18 protein-coding genes are annotated in these 14,563 nt (G+C 56.3%); 10 read left to right on the top strand and 8 right to left on the bottom strand.

Features of this window, described 5'->3' with window-relative positions:
* Positions 1–165: 165 nt before the first annotated feature.
* From Q3Y58_RS15825 to Q3Y58_RS15815, 3 genes are read right to left on the bottom strand one after another with little or no spacing between them, the layout of a single operon-like run.
* Complete coding sequence (locus Q3Y58_RS15825; RefSeq protein ID WP_274217617.1) at positions 166–564, bottom strand: response regulator; 399 nt, start codon at positions 562–564, stop codon at positions 166–168.
* A 12-nt stretch (positions 565–576) separates the two neighbouring features.
* Entirely contained in the window at positions 577–1,122 is a 546-nt protein-coding gene (hpt, locus tag Q3Y58_RS15820; protein ID WP_274217616.1) for a hypoxanthine phosphoribosyltransferase, read from the bottom strand.
* On the bottom strand, positions 1,119–2,021 hold the full coding sequence (locus Q3Y58_RS15815) for an MJ0042-type zinc finger domain-containing protein (protein ID WP_319622891.1): 903 nt from the start codon (positions 2,019–2,021) through the stop codon (positions 1,119–1,121). Before Q3Y58_RS15815 ends, hpt begins: the two co-directional genes overlap by 4 nt.
* 282 nt (positions 2,022–2,303) lie before the next feature.
* Here Q3Y58_RS15815 and ftsE point away from each other — a divergent pair, with 282 nt between their 5' ends.
* The 5 genes from ftsE (at position 2,304) to Q3Y58_RS15790 (ending at position 6,287) form a co-directional block, all read left to right on the top strand.
* Positions 2,304–2,963: a cell division ATP-binding protein FtsE gene (gene ftsE / locus Q3Y58_RS15810; RefSeq protein WP_274217614.1), complete on the top strand. Its 660-nt coding sequence runs from the start codon at positions 2,304–2,306 to the stop codon at positions 2,961–2,963.
* A 4-nt stretch (positions 2,964–2,967) separates the two neighbouring features.
* Positions 2,968–4,023, top strand: coding sequence for a cell division protein FtsX (locus Q3Y58_RS15805; RefSeq protein WP_319622890.1), 1,056 nt, complete (start codon positions 2,968–2,970; stop codon positions 4,021–4,023).
* A gap of 122 nt (positions 4,024–4,145) precedes the next feature.
* Positions 4,146–4,898, top strand: coding sequence for a YdcF family protein (locus Q3Y58_RS15800; RefSeq protein WP_274217612.1), 753 nt, complete (start codon positions 4,146–4,148; stop codon positions 4,896–4,898).
* An 83-nt stretch (positions 4,899–4,981) separates the two neighbouring features.
* Complete coding sequence (locus Q3Y58_RS15795) at positions 4,982–5,779, top strand: lysophospholipid acyltransferase family protein (protein ID WP_319622889.1); 798 nt, start codon at positions 4,982–4,984, stop codon at positions 5,777–5,779.
* A 124-nt stretch (positions 5,780–5,903) separates the two neighbouring features.
* Positions 5,904–6,287, top strand: a complete 384-nt coding sequence (locus Q3Y58_RS15790; RefSeq protein WP_319622888.1) for a hypothetical protein — start codon at positions 5,904–5,906, stop codon at positions 6,285–6,287.
* Here Q3Y58_RS15790 and Q3Y58_RS15785 read toward each other — a convergent pair.
* Positions 6,263–6,835, bottom strand: a complete 573-nt coding sequence (locus Q3Y58_RS15785; protein WP_319622887.1) for a gamma-glutamylcyclotransferase — start codon at positions 6,833–6,835, stop codon at positions 6,263–6,265. The two genes, Q3Y58_RS15790 and Q3Y58_RS15785, sit on opposite strands and share 25 nt — an antisense overlap.
* A 63-nt stretch (positions 6,836–6,898) precedes the next feature.
* On the opposite strand from Q3Y58_RS15785, the gene Q3Y58_RS15780 reads away from it, so the two are divergent.
* Positions 6,899–7,957, top strand: a complete 1,059-nt coding sequence (locus Q3Y58_RS15780) for a DUF2125 domain-containing protein (protein ID WP_319622886.1) — start codon at positions 6,899–6,901, stop codon at positions 7,955–7,957.
* Here the strand turns inward: Q3Y58_RS15780 and Q3Y58_RS15775 are convergent.
* Positions 7,954–8,421: a GNAT family N-acetyltransferase gene (locus Q3Y58_RS15775; protein WP_274217608.1), complete on the bottom strand. Its 468-nt coding sequence runs from the start codon at positions 8,419–8,421 to the stop codon at positions 7,954–7,956. The two genes, Q3Y58_RS15780 and Q3Y58_RS15775, sit on opposite strands and share 4 nt — an antisense overlap.
* Before the next feature lie 206 nt (positions 8,422–8,627).
* Between Q3Y58_RS15775 and yddG the strand changes: the two genes are divergently transcribed.
* The 4 genes from yddG (at position 8,628) to Q3Y58_RS15755 (ending at position 11,896) form a co-directional block, all read left to right on the top strand.
* The gene (gene yddG, locus Q3Y58_RS15770) at positions 8,628–9,521 is read left to right on the top strand and encodes an aromatic amino acid exporter YddG (protein ID WP_319622885.1); all 894 of its coding nucleotides are present in this window, start codon (positions 8,628–8,630) and stop codon (positions 9,519–9,521) included.
* 79 nt (positions 9,522–9,600) lie between these two features.
* Positions 9,601–10,497: an HpcH/HpaI aldolase/citrate lyase family protein gene (locus Q3Y58_RS15765; protein ID WP_319622884.1), complete on the top strand. Its 897-nt coding sequence runs from the start codon at positions 9,601–9,603 to the stop codon at positions 10,495–10,497.
* Positions 10,498–10,631: 134 nt separating this feature from the next.
* Entirely contained in the window at positions 10,632–10,838 is a 207-nt protein-coding gene (locus Q3Y58_RS15760) for a DUF1737 domain-containing protein (protein ID WP_274217605.1), read from the top strand.
* A gap of 131 nt (positions 10,839–10,969) precedes the next feature.
* Positions 10,970–11,896, top strand: coding sequence for an AEC family transporter (locus tag Q3Y58_RS15755; protein ID WP_319622883.1), 927 nt, complete (start codon positions 10,970–10,972; stop codon positions 11,894–11,896).
* Between the two features lie 4 nt (positions 11,897–11,900).
* Here the strand turns inward: Q3Y58_RS15755 and folE are convergent, their stop codons facing one another.
* The 3 genes from folE to Q3Y58_RS15740 all read right to left on the bottom strand — a co-directional run bounded on the left by folE (position 11,901) and on the right by Q3Y58_RS15740 (position 14,452).
* Complete coding sequence (gene folE, locus Q3Y58_RS15750) at positions 11,901–12,539, bottom strand: GTP cyclohydrolase I FolE (RefSeq protein ID WP_319622882.1); 639 nt, start codon at positions 12,537–12,539, stop codon at positions 11,901–11,903.
* 138 nt (positions 12,540–12,677) lie between these two features.
* Positions 12,678–13,718, bottom strand: a complete 1,041-nt coding sequence (locus Q3Y58_RS15745; protein WP_319622881.1) for an ATP-dependent carboxylate-amine ligase — start codon at positions 13,716–13,718, stop codon at positions 12,678–12,680.
* A 65-nt stretch (positions 13,719–13,783) separates the two neighbouring features.
* The gene (locus Q3Y58_RS15740) at positions 13,784–14,452 is read right to left on the bottom strand and encodes a LolA family protein (protein WP_274217601.1); all 669 of its coding nucleotides are present in this window, start codon (positions 14,450–14,452) and stop codon (positions 13,784–13,786) included.
* Positions 14,453–14,563: the final 111 nt, after the last annotated feature.

The raw sequence follows: 14,563 nt of genomic DNA, 5'->3' as shown, positions 1-14,563 counted from the left end.
CTCTCGAGACTGACCATCTCAAAAGCGGTCTGCTGGGGGGAGGGTTTCTTCAACATACCCCATTGAATCAAAAGTCCCCGCATAAAGCGAGGACTTTCAATCACTTTGTCAGCAGTCTGAGCCGCCTCATGTGGGCGGCTTTTTCTTGAACCTGATCTGGCCCGATTAGGCGTAGAGACGACGTTTTTCCGTCACCGCCACATCTGCGAGAGCATCTGAAACAGCACTGCGAATTTCCACCAAAGAGAAAGGCTTGGTAAGAACATCGCGAACGGCTCCGTTCAGCTCATCTGAACGTTCCCGTTGATCTGCATAGCCCGTCATCAGCAGGATCGGCAGGCCGGGGTAGCGCTGGCTTGTTTGCATGGCAAGCGCAATTCCGTCCATTTCCGGCATGCGGATGTCCGAGAGCAGCAGATCGAACGCGCCTTGCTCGTTGTTCAGAGCTTCGGCGGCTTCGCTGCCATCTGCCACTGCTGTGACGCTGTGGCCGTCCAGTTCCAGTGCGCGCTTCACAAATGCGCGAACTGCGTCATCATCCTCAGTCAGAAGTACGCGGGCCATAAAGTCCCCCTTCTAAGCGTCACCGTCCTGTGGCACGAATCCGATAAACGGTAGCTGTCGCCACGCATGACCCATGTCCATGCCATATCCGACCACAAACTTGTCTGGGCAGTCAAACCCGACATAGTCTGCCTCGATATCTGCCTTGCGGTGCATGGGCTTGTCCAACAAGGCAGCCACGCGAACGGATTTGGCGCCGCGCTCAGCGATCATGTCGCGAGCGAACTTCAATGTCCGTCCGGATTCCAGAATGTCATCGACAAGAATCACGTCCCGGTCCGTGACATCGCTCTCTATGTCACGCAATACCTTAACATGCCCTGAAGATACGGTGGCCGCACCGTAACTTGACAGGTGAAGGAATTCCATTTCCGGTGCAATTTTTGCAGTATGCAAAGCGCGGGCGAGGTCAGCGGCAAACATGAAGCTGCCCTTCAGCACGGCTACGACCAGCAGGTTTTCTGGCTGATCTTTTGCAATGGCTTCCGCAACGCCGGTAACGCGTTCGGCAATGGCTTTCTCATCGTATAGAACGCGGATTTCCGGGGTACCGGTCATCTTGTGCTCGCTCTTCTTTGTTGGCGCTCTACGAAGCGCATTTGAATGTCAGCGGCTCGATCCGGTGGCTGGGCCAGCCGAGTTCTGAACCTGGTTTTAGTCGCCGGATCCAACGTCATCAGGCGCGGTTCAACCGTCCAGGCGTACAGCTCACTGAAATCGTGAGAACGCAGGGACAACCTGACCGCCGGAATCTCGACGCGTCTGCTTGTGATGTTTTCGATGGAACCTTCGACCACAAGAACGGTCACGCCGTCCTGCACTTCGCGGAAGGTTCTCAAGTCCCGAAACTCCAGACCGCGCAGATTCACCGTGAGCCCGACCATCTGATAGAGGCCAGCGAGATCCGGGAACTGTCTTACGATCGTGTCTCTATAGCTTACTGTCATCACGCAGGCCAGCAGAGAAGCTGCAAAAAGTCCCAGGCCAGTTAGTCTGCGTAGACGTTTGCTTGTACTGTGTTTTGGCTTCGCCAAATGCGAGTAGCGCGAGCGCGTCTTTTCTCGGCTTTTGGTCTTGTCCTTGTCGCCTTCGTTGCCAGCTGAGGGCTCTGCGGCGTTTTCCGGTGTGCCGGGAACTGCCGTGTTACCGTCTTCATCGCCCGAAGCGTCATCTGGATCGGCTGGTTCCTCAGGAGGCTCAACGTCCTCCTCCTCTTCGTCGTCGGCATAAGAGCCTTTGTTCGCCTCGGCCTTGCGGGCGGCACTTTCCCGGTCCAGCTGCTGCCATTCGGCGTCGGCTTCCTTCTCATCAAGGGATTTGGAGTGAGGCTCTTCAGCGGTTGCCCGCCAGCTGGTGCCACAGCGGGTACACTTCACCGTCCGACCTTCCGCGCCAATCTTGTCGCTAGGAATTTCGTAGGTCGTCTTGCAATCCGGGCATTTGATCTTCAGTTTCATGGAAGACCTAGGGTTCCCCTGGCTGTGTTCTACAGTGCCCGTTAGCGCCAGCCACTTGGCAGACGGGTGTCTCGGCCTAACAGAATCTTCATATGATTAAGGAACTGTTAAACCCTGATTTCACATTAGCTATAAACCCAAATATGGAAATGCAAGTGACTGATTTATCCGAATTTAGCGGCCAGTCAAACATTTGGGGATAGTTGCAGAATGAAAGGGGATAGCCTTAACAGTCCATTAACAGCCACCATGTAGCGTTCCGCTAACATTAAGGAGCAGGCGGTGATTAGGTTTGAAAACGTGGGGTTGCGCTATGGCATGGGGCCGGAGATCCTCAAGGATCTGACTTTCTCCATTGAACCCCAGTCCTTTCAGTTTCTTACAGGGCCTTCGGGTGCGGGGAAAACCAGCCTGCTGCGCCTGCTGTTCCTGTCGTTGCGCCCGACCCGAGGTCTGATTTCCGCATTCGGTACGGACACCTCCCAGGTGACCAAGTCCCAATTGCCCGCCATGCGCCGCCGCATTGGCGTCGTGTTTCAGGACTTCCGCTTGCTTGACCACCTGACCACCTACGAAAACGTGGCGCTGCCGCACCGGGTGGCTGGCAAAATGGAATCGGATTATCGCTCCGATGTGATTGATCTTTTGAAATGGGTGGGCTTGGGCGACCGCATGCATGTGATGCCGCCGGTGCTTTCTGGCGGTGAAAAACAGCGAGCGGCGATTGCAAGAGCGCTGATCACGCGCCCTGAAGTGTTGCTGGCGGATGAGCCCACCGGTAACGTGGATGCGCCGCTGGCCCGCCGTCTTCTGCGTCTGTTCATAGAGTTGAACCGCCTTGGCACATCTGTGCTGATCGCGACCCACGATCTGCATCTTCTGGAACAAGTCAACGCGCGCCATCTGGTGTTGCATGACGGCCGGCTTCTAATCGATGAGTAATGGAATGGAACGACGCGAACCCTCCATGTCTTCTGAAGAGCGGCCCAAGCGCGCTGCCGGGCCTCGTCCTGCCAAGAAGGGCACTGTAGCGGCTGGCGTGAAAGCCAAGATGGCCCAGAAGCTTCCCAAAAAGGGTGAGGGACAAGGACGCAGGCCAAAGAAGGCCAGACAGGCACCCATCGTGCCGCCGCAAGCTGTTGCAGGGCGTGCGTTGATGCTGGTGGTGGCCATCATGAGTTTTCTTGCCTGCCTTACTGTGGGCTTCGTGACAGTCGTCAATGATGCGGCCACCGACTGGAGCAACGATCTGGTTCGTGAGCTTACCATCCAGATCCGTCCTGTGGACGGGATCGACATGCTTCAGCAAATTGATCGCACGGTGGCACTGGCTCAAGAGTTTCCCGGCGTTGGGCACGTGCGGGCGTTGTCGGACACCGAAACGCAGGAGCTGCTGCAGCCGTGGCTTGGCGCAGGGCTCGACCTGGAAGACCTGCCGGTGCCGCGCCTGATCATGGTGAAGGTAGACCAACCCGAACTGCTTGATCTGGGAGAGCTGAAACGCACTGTTGAAGACCAGATACGCGGCTCCAGTCTGGATGATCACCGCCTGTGGACCCAGCAGCTGTCGTCCATGGCGAACGGCGCTGTGGTGATTGGCTTTGGCATTTTGGTACTTGTGCTGGCCTCCATGATCCTGTCTGTGGTGTTTGCCACCCGTGCCGCCATGTCCGGTAACAAGGAGGTGGTGGAGGTGCTGCATTTTGTTGGTGCTGAAGACCGTTTCATCTCCGCCGAGTTCCAACGGCACTTTCTGGTGCTCGGCCTCAAGGGCGGTATCGTTGGCGGGGCGATTGCCTGCCTAAGCTTTCTTTTGATTGAGTTTTTAGGAAACACGAGCACCGAATTTGGCGCTGCCGGGCAGGCACAAGCTTTGCTTGGCACCATCTCTGTCAGCCTTGCAGGCTATATAGGCGTGGTGTTGGTGGTGGTGCTGGTCGCAGTTCTTACTGCCGTCACGTCGCGGATTGCAGTACACTCACATCTTGCGGGGATGGACTAGGTTTACTCGATTTTGGAGTTCACTTTTGGCCACGATCTGGTGTTACATTGCCCTCAACAAGTCTGAGGTGAATGGTAAAACTGGATCCAGCGCAAGGTGGCGAGCGTTCGGATCATTCTAGAATGACGGATGAAAAACTTCTTGCTCCTGCTCGCAAGGACGACCAGAACCCCGAAGACAACAAGGGGCAATCTGGTGGCAACATGGCCTTGAGAGGGAGCGTCGAACATGATTTGGCTGAACTTGAACCGGCTGCGCCCCGCCGCCGGTCGCGCCTGTTTGCGCTGAAGCTGACGCTCGGGGTGATCCTTGCCAGTGTTCTGATCTGTCTGGCTTCCTTTGCCATCAGCTTTTACGGCTATGTGGCCATGCTCAACTCCAAGCCGACTGAGGCCATTCGCGCGGCAGATGGCATTGTGGTGTTCACCGGTGGGCGTGAGCGCATCTCCAAGTCGCTTTCATTGCTGGCCGAAGGCAAGGCGAAGCGCCTCCTCATTTCCGGCGTACATCCTGACACCACGGTCGAGCAGATTTCGCTCATGACCGAGCAGAAACTGGCGTTGTTCCGCTGTTGTGTAGACTTGGATCGCAAGGCGCTGAACACCATCGGCAACGCGTCGGAAACGGCGAACTGGGCCCACGAAAATGGCTTTGCCAGTCTTGTTGTGGTGACCAGCGCCTATCATATGCCACGCGCTCTTGCAGAGTTGCAGGCGTTGTTGCCGGAAGTGGAGCTGATCCCCAACTCCGTGTTCCATGAAGGCCTCGACTTGCGCAATTGGTATTCAGATCCTGCAACAACAAAGCTTCTCCTTCGTGAATTTGTGAAGTATACCCTCGTGCGGTTGCGGGTGTTTTGGTACTCCCTGACATGATGATCCGGCCTTGAGGCTGATGTTCCATGACGGCACCTTGCTGCGCCCTTTTGGACGCGCGGGTGCGATGACACTGACTGGGTATGATGATTTTACTGCGATCCATTTTATTTAACCTGTTGTTTTATCTCAGCACACTGGTTCTGATGATCGCATTCGTGCCGATCTTTTTTCTGCCGTGGCGTTGGGGCTTCTGGATCCTGCCGATCTGGTGCAACGTGAACCTGTTCCTGTTGCGATGGATTGGCGGTGTGAAATCAGAGTTCCGCGGCCTTGAGAACTTGCCGGAGGAAGGCTGCATCGTCGCAAGCAAACACCAGTCGGCGTGGGAAACCTTCGCGTTGCTGGCGCACCTGAAAGCCCCTTCGTTCATTTTGAAACGCGAACTGCGCCGCGTGCCTATCTTTGGCTGGTACATTACCAAGCTGCGTCAGATCCCGGTGGACCGCGGCAAGGGCTCAGCGGCCTTGGTGTCCATGGCGCGTGCTGCGGAGGAAGCTATTGAGGATGAACGCCATATCATCATCTATCCGGAAGGAACGCGCCGTCCGGCAGGGGCGGAACCCAAATACAAATATGGCATTTCGCATCTCTACAGCGCGCTGAACTGCAAGGTGGTGCCAGTTGCCATCAATTCCGGCGTTTATTGGCCGCGCCATCGCTTCTTTCGTTTTCCGGGCACCATTACGGCCGAAATCCTGCCGCCAATTGAGCCCGGTCTTGAACAAAAGGAGTTTCTAGAACGCCTGGAACGGGATATCGAGACCGCTTCCGACCGACTTTTTGAGGAAGCTGCAGCGGCAACACCGGATAATATTATCGTGAAGGAAGCGCGTGCGCGCATGGCGGCGCGTGCCGAAGCCCTTGAAACTGCAGAGTAAACTTGGATTAACATTTGCAAGTTACATTGAAAGCCGATCGTGATCCGTCACGGTCGGCTTTTTTCTTGCGTTAGTTGCTTTTCGTTCATATTTTGTTCCTATACTCTCTATCAGTGAGTGGGTAATGAAGCGAGTATCAGCTGTGCAATATTCCCTTTTTCGGTCCAATCAGAGTGGCGGGCGTGCCGCGCGTGTATCCGAACTGCTGTCTGCAGGGGATCGTTTCCGTTATTGGGAAGGCAAATCGGGCCAGCGTTATCTGTTTTCCAAAATCAAGGAACAGGAGCTGCTGGACTATCCCGGCAGCGTGGTGCTGATGGCCGATGAGCGCATGGACCATGTGGTGGTCTGGTTGGGGCATGCGGATCAGCATGGCGAGCTTCACGGGGCCCACAGTGTGCCAAAGCGTCGGCGGCAGATGGCGTTTTACGTTCACCTGCTGTGCACCACCGACGAAGAGCGAAAAGAGACCCTGTCGGACCTTCAGGCGGGGCTGTTCTCCGAGTGAGCGGACTGCGTGCCCTGATGCACGAGGCGGGTCAGCTCCTTTTCCAACCATTCCAAGCCGTGATCGCGAATGCCCAGTTCGCGCATATGCCGCGCCGTGTTGATGACGTATTCCGGGTTTGCACCTGACTGACCCTTGGCGGACAACACGATTTTCAGCTGTTCTTCAAGCGGTAGAGCCCCGGCATACTGGGCATGACTGCGGTCGGCCACATAGGTGAGGGCCTGCACCGGATCATGTGGGCGTCCGTCCAACTGCACCCCGCGTACCGTTTCACGGTAGACCATGGTCTGCTGTTCACGCTCGCGCAAATAGGTGATGGTGCGGTCTCGGTTCTTCGCCGCGACACGGAAGGCCATTCCACGACAGGAACCACCCCGATCCAGCCCGAATACGAGGCCGGGATTGTCTTGTGTGCCGCGGTGGACCCATGAGTAAACACAGAGCGAGCGGTGGGCACCGCGCAACAAAGCCGGCACCGCCTCTTCGTAGTCGAAGCCGGGACGCCAGATGAGAGAGCCGTAGCCAAACACCCATAAATCTCGCATAACGTGCTAATTCCGTGTTTCTTTTTGCAGGGCTTCGGGTAACAGTCCCGCCGAAGCGATGCAATGACCCGTCAGTATGAGGTGAAAATTACTATCATGAGCGCGACCGCCAGTCCTAAGAAGCCCTCTAAAAAATCCTACATTATTCTTGGCGTAATGGTGGTTCTGGGGATAGCAGCCTGGTCAACCTACTGGAGTATCGGCCGGGGGATGATCAGCGATACGCTGACAAACACGCAAAAAGTTGCGGCCGCAGAAGGCGATGTCTTTGACTGCGCGAACAAGCGGGTTGGCGGTTATCCCTTCCGGTTTGAGGTGACGTGTTCTCCGCTGCGCATCGAGCGGGATGGGCAAACCGTGTTTGCTCACGAAGTCCGTGGTGTGGCGTTGGCCTATCAGCCGATGCACATGATTTTTGAAGCAGACAGCCCGTTTGAAGCGGTAGCTGGGCCGGGTGGTCCGGGCTACGCAGCTACCTGGGACATGGCGCGTTTGAGCGCTAATCTTGCAGAGCGGAAGATTGAAAAAGCCGACATGGTGATTGAGAACCCGTCACTTTCCGTTGTGGCGCTGGATACGCCGCTGACCATGGCGGCGCGCAATGCAGAAGTGCACATTCGCGCCAATGGCGAAGAAGGCGAGGCGTTGGACGCGGCAATTTTGCTGCAACAGCTCACCTCTGAAACCATGGCGTTGGATCTTCCAATTGATCTGGAGCTTATTGTGACTGCGCCAAAAGGCGGGTCGGCGCTGGAAGGCAAGGTGCGCAGTCTTCAAGATCTGTTGGTGGATGGCAAGGTTGACCTGATTGTGCGCAGCGCGCGGCTCTCTTCGGGCACGTTTTATCTTCAGACCGAAGGACCGGTGACCGTGGACGAGCAGGGCCGTCTGTCCGGCACACTGCCGGTGACCATTTCCGGGGTGGATCAGTTGGCAGCCGCTCTGAAGCCGCTGTTTCCTGAAGGCTCTCAACTGCCGCAGAACCTGCAGGCAACGGCGCTTTCCATCGGAAAGAGCAATATGGTGGATGGGCAGCCGACCATTCAACTGCCCATTACACTGGATCGCGGGCGCGCCCGCATTGCGTTCATCAATCTTGGACGCGTGCCAAACCTGTTTTAAGCGTTGGCAAGGGACAGTCGGTCGATGGAAACGTTGTAGCTCTGTTTGTCGCCCGGCTCTCCCATCTGCTCATAAAGCCCGGTTTCGACCTCGTTTTTGGCCGGAACCATCCAGCGCACATGGGACCAGTCGCGGTCTTTTCCGACGCCTGCCACATGCGCCACCAGGTGACGGCCAATGCCTTTGCTCTGGTAGGAAGGCATGACGTAAATGTCTTCCAGCTGGCCGATACGGCGGCCTGTAATCAGGTCTGGAAGGTCGTAGAACAAGGCAAACCCAACCAGCACATCCCCTTCATAAGCACCGAGGAATTCAGCACTGCCTTCCGCCAGCAGGCGCTCGGCATAGACTTCATCCGGACGGCGCGGTGCGCCGCGCTTCAAGGCTTGTGCGTTCTCTGCAATGAGAGGGGCAAGGGCCGGTGCATCGTCATGGACAAGTGGGCGAATGGTTTCAGCGCTCATGGTCTCTACGGTCCTGTCTAATTTCAAAGCTTTAGAAGCAGTGTCGCGAATTCAAACAGTAAATCAAGGGAGTGCTCGGCTTCTTTCGCTGAAACCCAAGGAAACTCCTCACCTCAGGTAAAAAATCCGGTGTTGATATATGAAAACACCGTGAAAACGTGTAGGACGCCTCACTGAAACCAAATGCGTTGAACGGCAGGGCCTTCATGGGGCAAATCACCCGCAATCAGGCGACGGCAATCGGCTTTACAGCAGTGATCATGTGGTCTTTTCTGGGGCCATTCGGTGCGCTGTCCGGCGAGGTGCCGCCATTTCTACTGAACGCGCTGTGCTTTACGGTTTCTGCTTCATTGGCTTTTGCCCGGCTTGCGATAAATCCCTCTCGCTTGATATTGCTTCGGCAACCGCTTCATGTGTGGGTGATGGGCACCGTGGGCCTGTTTGGCTATCACGCGCTTTACTTCATCGGCATTCGAAATGCACCGCCGGTGGAAGCGAACCTGATCAACTATCTCTGGCCGGTCCTGATTGTATTGTTTTCCGCTCTTCTGCCGGGCGAGCGTTTGCGCGTTCACCATGTAATCGGTGCGGGACTTGGGCTGGCAGGCGCGGGTCTTTTGATTGCGCGCGGTGGGGCGTTTGATCTGAGTTCGGATTCTACGGTGGGCTATGCGGCCGCCCTTGCTGCAGCGCTTGCATGGTCCTCCTATTCGGTGCTGTCGCGGCGCATGGGCAATGTGCCGACCGAAGCGGTGGCGGGCTTCTGTTTGATGACGGCGATCCTCTCCTACCTTTGCCATTTTCTTTTTGAGCAAACGGTGATGCCGCAGGGTCCGACGCAGTGGTTCGCGGTGGTGGGTATGGGCTTGATGCCGCTGGGCCTGTCGTTTTTCACATGGGACATTGGCATGAAGCGCGGCGACATTCAGGTGCTCGGTGCGTCCGCCTATGCTGCGCCACTTTTCTCCACATTGCTTCTGGTTCTGTTTGGCTTTGGCGCCTTTACATGGCCGGTGGCAGCGGCCTGCGCATTGATTGTGGCAGGCGCACTTTTTGCAGCTAAAGATATGATATTGCGAAAGAAATATTCAGCCTCCTAGGCGAAAGGCTGATTTAGTTCACCCCGCCCCGTAGGCTATGCTGTGTCGCAGATCAAACACCGTTTAGGGAGCGTGAACGATGGGACAGGCAGGGAACGGACCTCGGCCAAGGCGAAGTGTGTTGTATATGCCGGGCTCCAACGCGCGGGCGCTTGAGAAAGCCAAAACGCTGGACGTGGATGCGCTGATCTTTGACCTGGAAGACGCTGTGGCTCCAGAGGCCAAGGCAACCGCACGGGAACAGGTGGCAAGCGCGGTCAAAGGCGGCGGCTATGGGCATCGGGAGCTGATCATCCGCATCAATGGGCTGACATCCGAGTGGGGCCGGGCGGATCTGGACGCTGCCATTGCCGCCAAACCGGATGCCATCGCGCTGCCCAAGGTGAATGGCCCGGTGGACTTGAAGCTTGTGGCTGGCATCATGCAGGCGCAAGGGGCAGATCCGGCAATCAAGCTTTGGGCCATGTTGGAAACTCCACTGGCCATGCTCAATGCCAAAAGCATCTGCCTTGCGGCGCGCGAAGAAAGCTCCCGGCTGGAGGCGGTGGTGATGGGCACCAACGACCTTTCCAAGGAAACGGGCACCCACATTACCAAGGGCCGCGCTGAAATGATGCCATGGCTGATGTTATGTCTTGCGGCAGCCCGAGCTGCAGGGATCAGCATCATTGATGGCGTTTACAACAACTTTTCTGATATCGAAGGCTTTTCGGAGGAATGCACCCAAGGGGCGCGGATGGGCATGGATGGCAAGACGCTGATCCACCCAAGCCAGATTGACGCCTGCAACAGCGCTTTCGCGCCCTCTGATGAAGCGGTTCACTGGGCGCGCAAGGTTATTGCTGCGTTTGAAGCGCCTGAGAACGCGGGCAAAGGGGTGCTGCAGGTGGATGGCAAAATGGTGGAGCGCCTGCATGCGGAGATGGGCCAGAAGGTGGTTGCCATCGCTGATGCCATTGCAGCGCGTGCTGGCTGAGCAGAGCGGCTGTCATCGCCTTTTAGCAATTGCTTAGGCCACTGGCATTGCAGGGGTTTAGCTGATAGGTTCCGCTCCCTCTGGTGCCGAACACAGAACAACTTCGGCTCAATTTGTCATAAAAGGGGTGCTGCATGCGCTTGTTTCGCCTGATCACTGAACCGGATTCCTCAGAGTTCTGCCACCGCGTCACACAGGCGCTCAACCGTGGCTGGGAACTGCATGGTTCACCGACCATGACCTACGACGCAACACGGGGTGTCACCATTTGCGGCCAGGCCGTGATCAAGTACGTTCCGGATGAGGAATATACCCGCGAGACGAAACTCGGCGAGTGGTAAAAGCTGTGAAATTTCAGAGACCTGCGGCGCACTACGCAGGTCTTTTCGCGCTCGTAAATGCGTCATAGCACGATCTCGTAAACTTCCCCGAAGTCTTGTAGGCCTAGGTCAACAAACCGGGGTACATCACCGTGCTATCAATCTTTCTGAATGCAGTACTGCCCGTATTCGCGGCGGTGGTACTGGGCTACGTTTTTGGCTGGATGAAGCTGTTCAGCAAAAGCGAATCCATCATCATCAACAAAACTGTTTTCTATGTTTTCCTGCCAGCCTTGTTATTTAAACTGGTAGCGCAGGCCCCCTTTGACAAATTTGAGTACCTTTATGTCGTGGGCTACATCCTCGCGGAGGTACTGGTTTATGGCGTGACTTTCGTCGTTGCCTACAAGGGGTTCGGGCGGTGTGTGCGTGAAAGCCTGCTTCTGGGCATGGGAGCGGCATTTTGTAACCACACGTTTTTCATTCTGCCCATTGCAGAGGTTCTTTATGGCCATGACGCCACCTTGCCGGTGATCTCCGTCATTGTCATCGACAACCTTCTGGTGCTTGGCGGAACGGTTCTTGCGCTGGAACTGATGAGCAAGAACGGCAACGGTTCTCCCTTTCACAATTTGTGCGCAACGTTTTACACGAACCCGAACATCATGGCGTTGGTCTTGGGTCTCATGGTCAATCTGGCTGGCATCTCCACCGATAACGGGATTGGCATCTACGCCGATTTCTTGGGGAGCGCGGCGGCACCCGCCTCCTTGTTTGCGTTGGGGTTGGTGCTCAGCACCCAGCAGCTCAATGTCGCAAGCCCGCTTGTGTGGGGGGTGACCGCACTGAAGCTGGCGGTGGTTCCGGCCATGGGTTGGGTCTTGTTTGAACTTGCTTTCTCGCTCCCGCCGTTCTGGGTCGGGCCAGGTGTTTTGGTAGCAGCCGGACCAAGTGGGGTCCTCGCCTTTGTTATCGGCGTTCAATACAAGGTTCCTGAGGAGCTGCTCGCTCAGGTGATCCTGATGACGACCTTCTTCTCGGTGATCACGGTGACTGCCGTTGCCGCGCTGACCGTCTAGCGTCTCAGCCGAACTGCTCGGCTGGGGCGGCAAGCGCGGTGAACAGCTCAGTGCGCAGAGCGCTATCTGTTTTAAACTCACCGCTGATGTGACGAGTGATCATGGAAACGCCCGGTTTGCGGATGCCTCTGGTCGTCATGCACATGTGGGCAGCTTCAACGACCACGGCCACGCCGCGCGGTTTTAGGGTCTGCTCAATGGCCTCGCCAATCTGTGCAGTCAGGGTTTCCTGAATTTGCAGGCGCTTTGCGTAGAGCTCAACAACACGGGCAATCTTAGATACGCCTACAACCCGATCTGATGGCAGATAAGCCACATGGGCCTTGCCAATAATCGGTACAACGTGATGCTCACAGTGGGACTCGATGCGCATGTTGCGCAGCACGATCATGTCGTCGTAACCGTCAGTCTCTTCAAAAGTGCGTGAAAGGACCTCTCTCGGGTCTTCGTTGTATCCGGCAAAGAATTCCTCGTAGGCCCGGACTACGCGAGCGGGGGTGTCTATCAGGCCTTCGCGCTCCGGATTGTCTCCTGTCCATTTCAATAGGGTCCGAACGGCGGCTTCCGCTTCTTCGCGGGTGGGTCTGCTTTCTGCAGAATCGTGCGGTGTTGTTGGGCTTTGCTTGTTCTCGTTAAATCGCATCTCTACCAATATCCTTGATGGCGGCGGTGTGTTTTTTGTTTTGGTATAACATTACGCATCATTCAAGAGGCTCTATGCTGAGAAAATCAGAAGCGTGTGGCATCGCTACCTCAGAAAAACGGATGTTTGTCGTTGTTTTCAGGCAAGAATAGCGTCGACCAGACGCTTGTAGACGCGCCGGACTCGCTTCTTGTTGGCGTCGGACGTGGCATAGAAGTTCGAAAGACCCGGCGCGGCATTGACCTCCAACACGCAGCAGCCTTCAATCGCGTTTTCATTGGTTACGAGAACATCTATGCCAGCATAGCGCAGGCCCAATGCGGCGGTGGCGGTGGTCGCGATCTGTTTTACCGCCTCGCCCACATCCTCGGTTCTATCTAATGCCATGCCGCCGGTGGACAGGTTGGCATTTGGCAGCAGCTCCACTTCATCACCAGCCGCTGGAACGGTGTTCAGCGACAAATTCGTTTCCTTCAGATGCTTTGAAAGGCGCGGGTCATCAAGCGCGAGTTTGCGGCCCCCGGTTCGGGTGGCAGAGCGCGTCAGCTGGCGTTCAATGAGGGCGGCGAGCGAGGATGTGCCGTCTCCTGTGACGCTCAAAGCGCGGCGTTCGATCACCGCGAGCACTTCGCCGTCCAGTACGATGACACGGAAATCCCGCCCCGCAATCCCCTGTTGCAGCAGGGCGGAGCCATAGCGCGCAAGCACATGGTCAGCAGCCTCTTGCAACTCTGACCTCGTCGTTGCGCGCAAGACGTCAATGCCTTGAGAACCTTCATTCGGCTTCACGAAAACCGGGAACCCAACTGTCTCAGCAAAGCCCATTGCAGATGTAGCGCCGTGCATATGGGCCGCCGCCGCTGGATTGCGCAAGGCGACAAGGTCAATCTCAGCGTCTGTGTGAATGACAAGCCCCTTGGGGGTGTTCACACCCGCGTGCGCCAGCAGTCTTGAACAGAAGTCCTTGTCTGTGGCCACTCTGGCCGCCCCAAAGCTGTTCAGGGGCAGGCAGGTTCCCTTAAAAGGCAAGGGCCTGCCATCAGCGCACTGAATGACTCCCACGTGCTGGAAAGCCGGATCCACATAGACTTCGGCGCCATGGTCCGCGCAAAATTCGCAGAGCATGGCATTGCCCAAGGAAAGGCTTGGCAGTGTGGTGGCCAGAACAAATTCACCCATTCGAAGCTTCCAATGAAAAAGGCCCGGAAAACCGAGCCTTTTGATGCCTTTAGTCGACCAAAGCGTCAGTTGTTGCGACGGTTTTGTCGTGCATTGGCCAGATAGTCAATCTCGAAAAGTTCCGGGTTGGTCGGGCCATTTTCTTCAACGTTGTAGATGGCAACAGAGGTGTCGTAACCCTGATTGTCGCGGACGGTCCATTGCTTGAGCTTGAAGTCCTTTGTGTCGAAAATCAGTGTCAGGCGTCCTGAGGCAAAGCGCGTCTTGTCGTCGATCTGAACGGAAACAAGATCTTCTTCCACGTTGATGGCAGTCACATTGGCATCGCGGGTCAGGTCAATTTTGTCGGCCAGCAAGAAGCGCAGTGGCGTTTGTGACAGCGGCCATATGTCCTGTGTCTGCAGCTTGCGGTCCTTGATGGAGATCATGTCGCCATCGGCGATGATGTCCAGACTGGATGGCTTGTTGTAGTAAAAGCGCAGCTTCCCGGGACGGTGAATGAAGAACTGCCCTTCCACCCGGCCGCCCGTTGGGCCGAACTGGATGAACTCGCCGCGCATTGTCTTTACGGAGTTGAAGCTCTTGTTGATGGCCTGAATGGCCTGCGCCTGGCTTGGAGCCTGCGCCATGGCACCTGCCGGAAGCAGCAGGGCCGCAATGAGGCCAAGCACAATGCCGAGGGATGCAAAACCCAGCTTCATCCGCTTTGCATGTCCGGGGCGATTAGAAACCATCAATATAACTCCAACTCATCTTGGTAGCGCTACGCAGCAAACTCTGGTGCTCGTATAGGCCGGTCTCTTGGCAAAGTTTAGGCACGTCAGGTTAACTCTTGTTCATGTTCG

Origin of the sequence: Nesiotobacter zosterae (assembly GCF_033843645.1) — a bacterium.
Lineage (GTDB): Bacteria > Pseudomonadota > Alphaproteobacteria > Rhizobiales > Stappiaceae > Pseudovibrio > Pseudovibrio zosterae.
Note: the sequence above shows the minus strand (reverse complement) of the source record. Positions and strands in the feature narration are given on the sequence as shown.

Excerpts from the sequence above, each read along its gene's own strand:
- yddG (WP_319622885.1), top strand. The coding sequence starts at position 8,628 with ATGGGGCAAATCACCCGCAATCAGGCGACGGCAATCGGCTTTACAGCA.
- Q3Y58_RS15760 (WP_274217605.1), top strand. The coding sequence starts at position 10,632 with ATGCGCTTGTTTCGCCTGATCACTGAACCGGATTCCTCAGAGTTCTGC.
- Q3Y58_RS15745 (WP_319622881.1), bottom strand. The coding sequence starts at position 13,718 with ATGGGTGAATTTGTTCTGGCCACCACACTGCCAAGCCTTTCCTTGGGC.
- Q3Y58_RS15740 (WP_274217601.1), bottom strand. The coding sequence starts at position 14,452 with ATGGTTTCTAATCGCCCCGGACATGCAAAGCGGATGAAGCTGGGTTTT.
- Q3Y58_RS15815 (WP_319622891.1), bottom strand. The coding sequence starts at position 2,021 with ATGAAACTGAAGATCAAATGCCCGGATTGCAAGACGACCTACGAAATT.
- Q3Y58_RS15775 (WP_274217608.1), bottom strand. The coding sequence starts at position 8,421 with ATGAGCGCTGAAACCATTCGCCCACTTGTCCATGACGATGCACCGGCC.
- Q3Y58_RS15795 (WP_319622889.1), top strand. The coding sequence starts at position 4,982 with ATGATGATTTTACTGCGATCCATTTTATTTAACCTGTTGTTTTATCTC.
- folE (WP_319622882.1), bottom strand. The coding sequence starts at position 12,539 with ATGCGATTTAACGAGAACAAGCAAAGCCCAACAACACCGCACGATTCT.
- hpt (WP_274217616.1), bottom strand. The coding sequence starts at position 1,122 with ATGACCGGTACCCCGGAAATCCGCGTTCTATACGATGAGAAAGCCATT.
- Q3Y58_RS15785 (WP_319622887.1), bottom strand. The coding sequence starts at position 6,835 with ATGCGAGATTTATGGGTGTTTGGCTACGGCTCTCTCATCTGGCGTCCC.
- Q3Y58_RS15800 (WP_274217612.1), top strand. The coding sequence starts at position 4,146 with ATGACGGATGAAAAACTTCTTGCTCCTGCTCGCAAGGACGACCAGAAC.
- Q3Y58_RS15790 (WP_319622888.1), top strand. The coding sequence starts at position 5,904 with ATGAAGCGAGTATCAGCTGTGCAATATTCCCTTTTTCGGTCCAATCAG.
- Q3Y58_RS15805 (WP_319622890.1), top strand. The coding sequence starts at position 2,968 with ATGGAACGACGCGAACCCTCCATGTCTTCTGAAGAGCGGCCCAAGCGC.
- Q3Y58_RS15780 (WP_319622886.1), top strand. The coding sequence starts at position 6,899 with ATGACCCGTCAGTATGAGGTGAAAATTACTATCATGAGCGCGACCGCC.
- Q3Y58_RS15765 (WP_319622884.1), top strand. The coding sequence starts at position 9,601 with ATGGGACAGGCAGGGAACGGACCTCGGCCAAGGCGAAGTGTGTTGTAT.
- Q3Y58_RS15825 (WP_274217617.1), bottom strand. The coding sequence starts at position 564 with ATGGCCCGCGTACTTCTGACTGAGGATGATGACGCAGTTCGCGCATTT.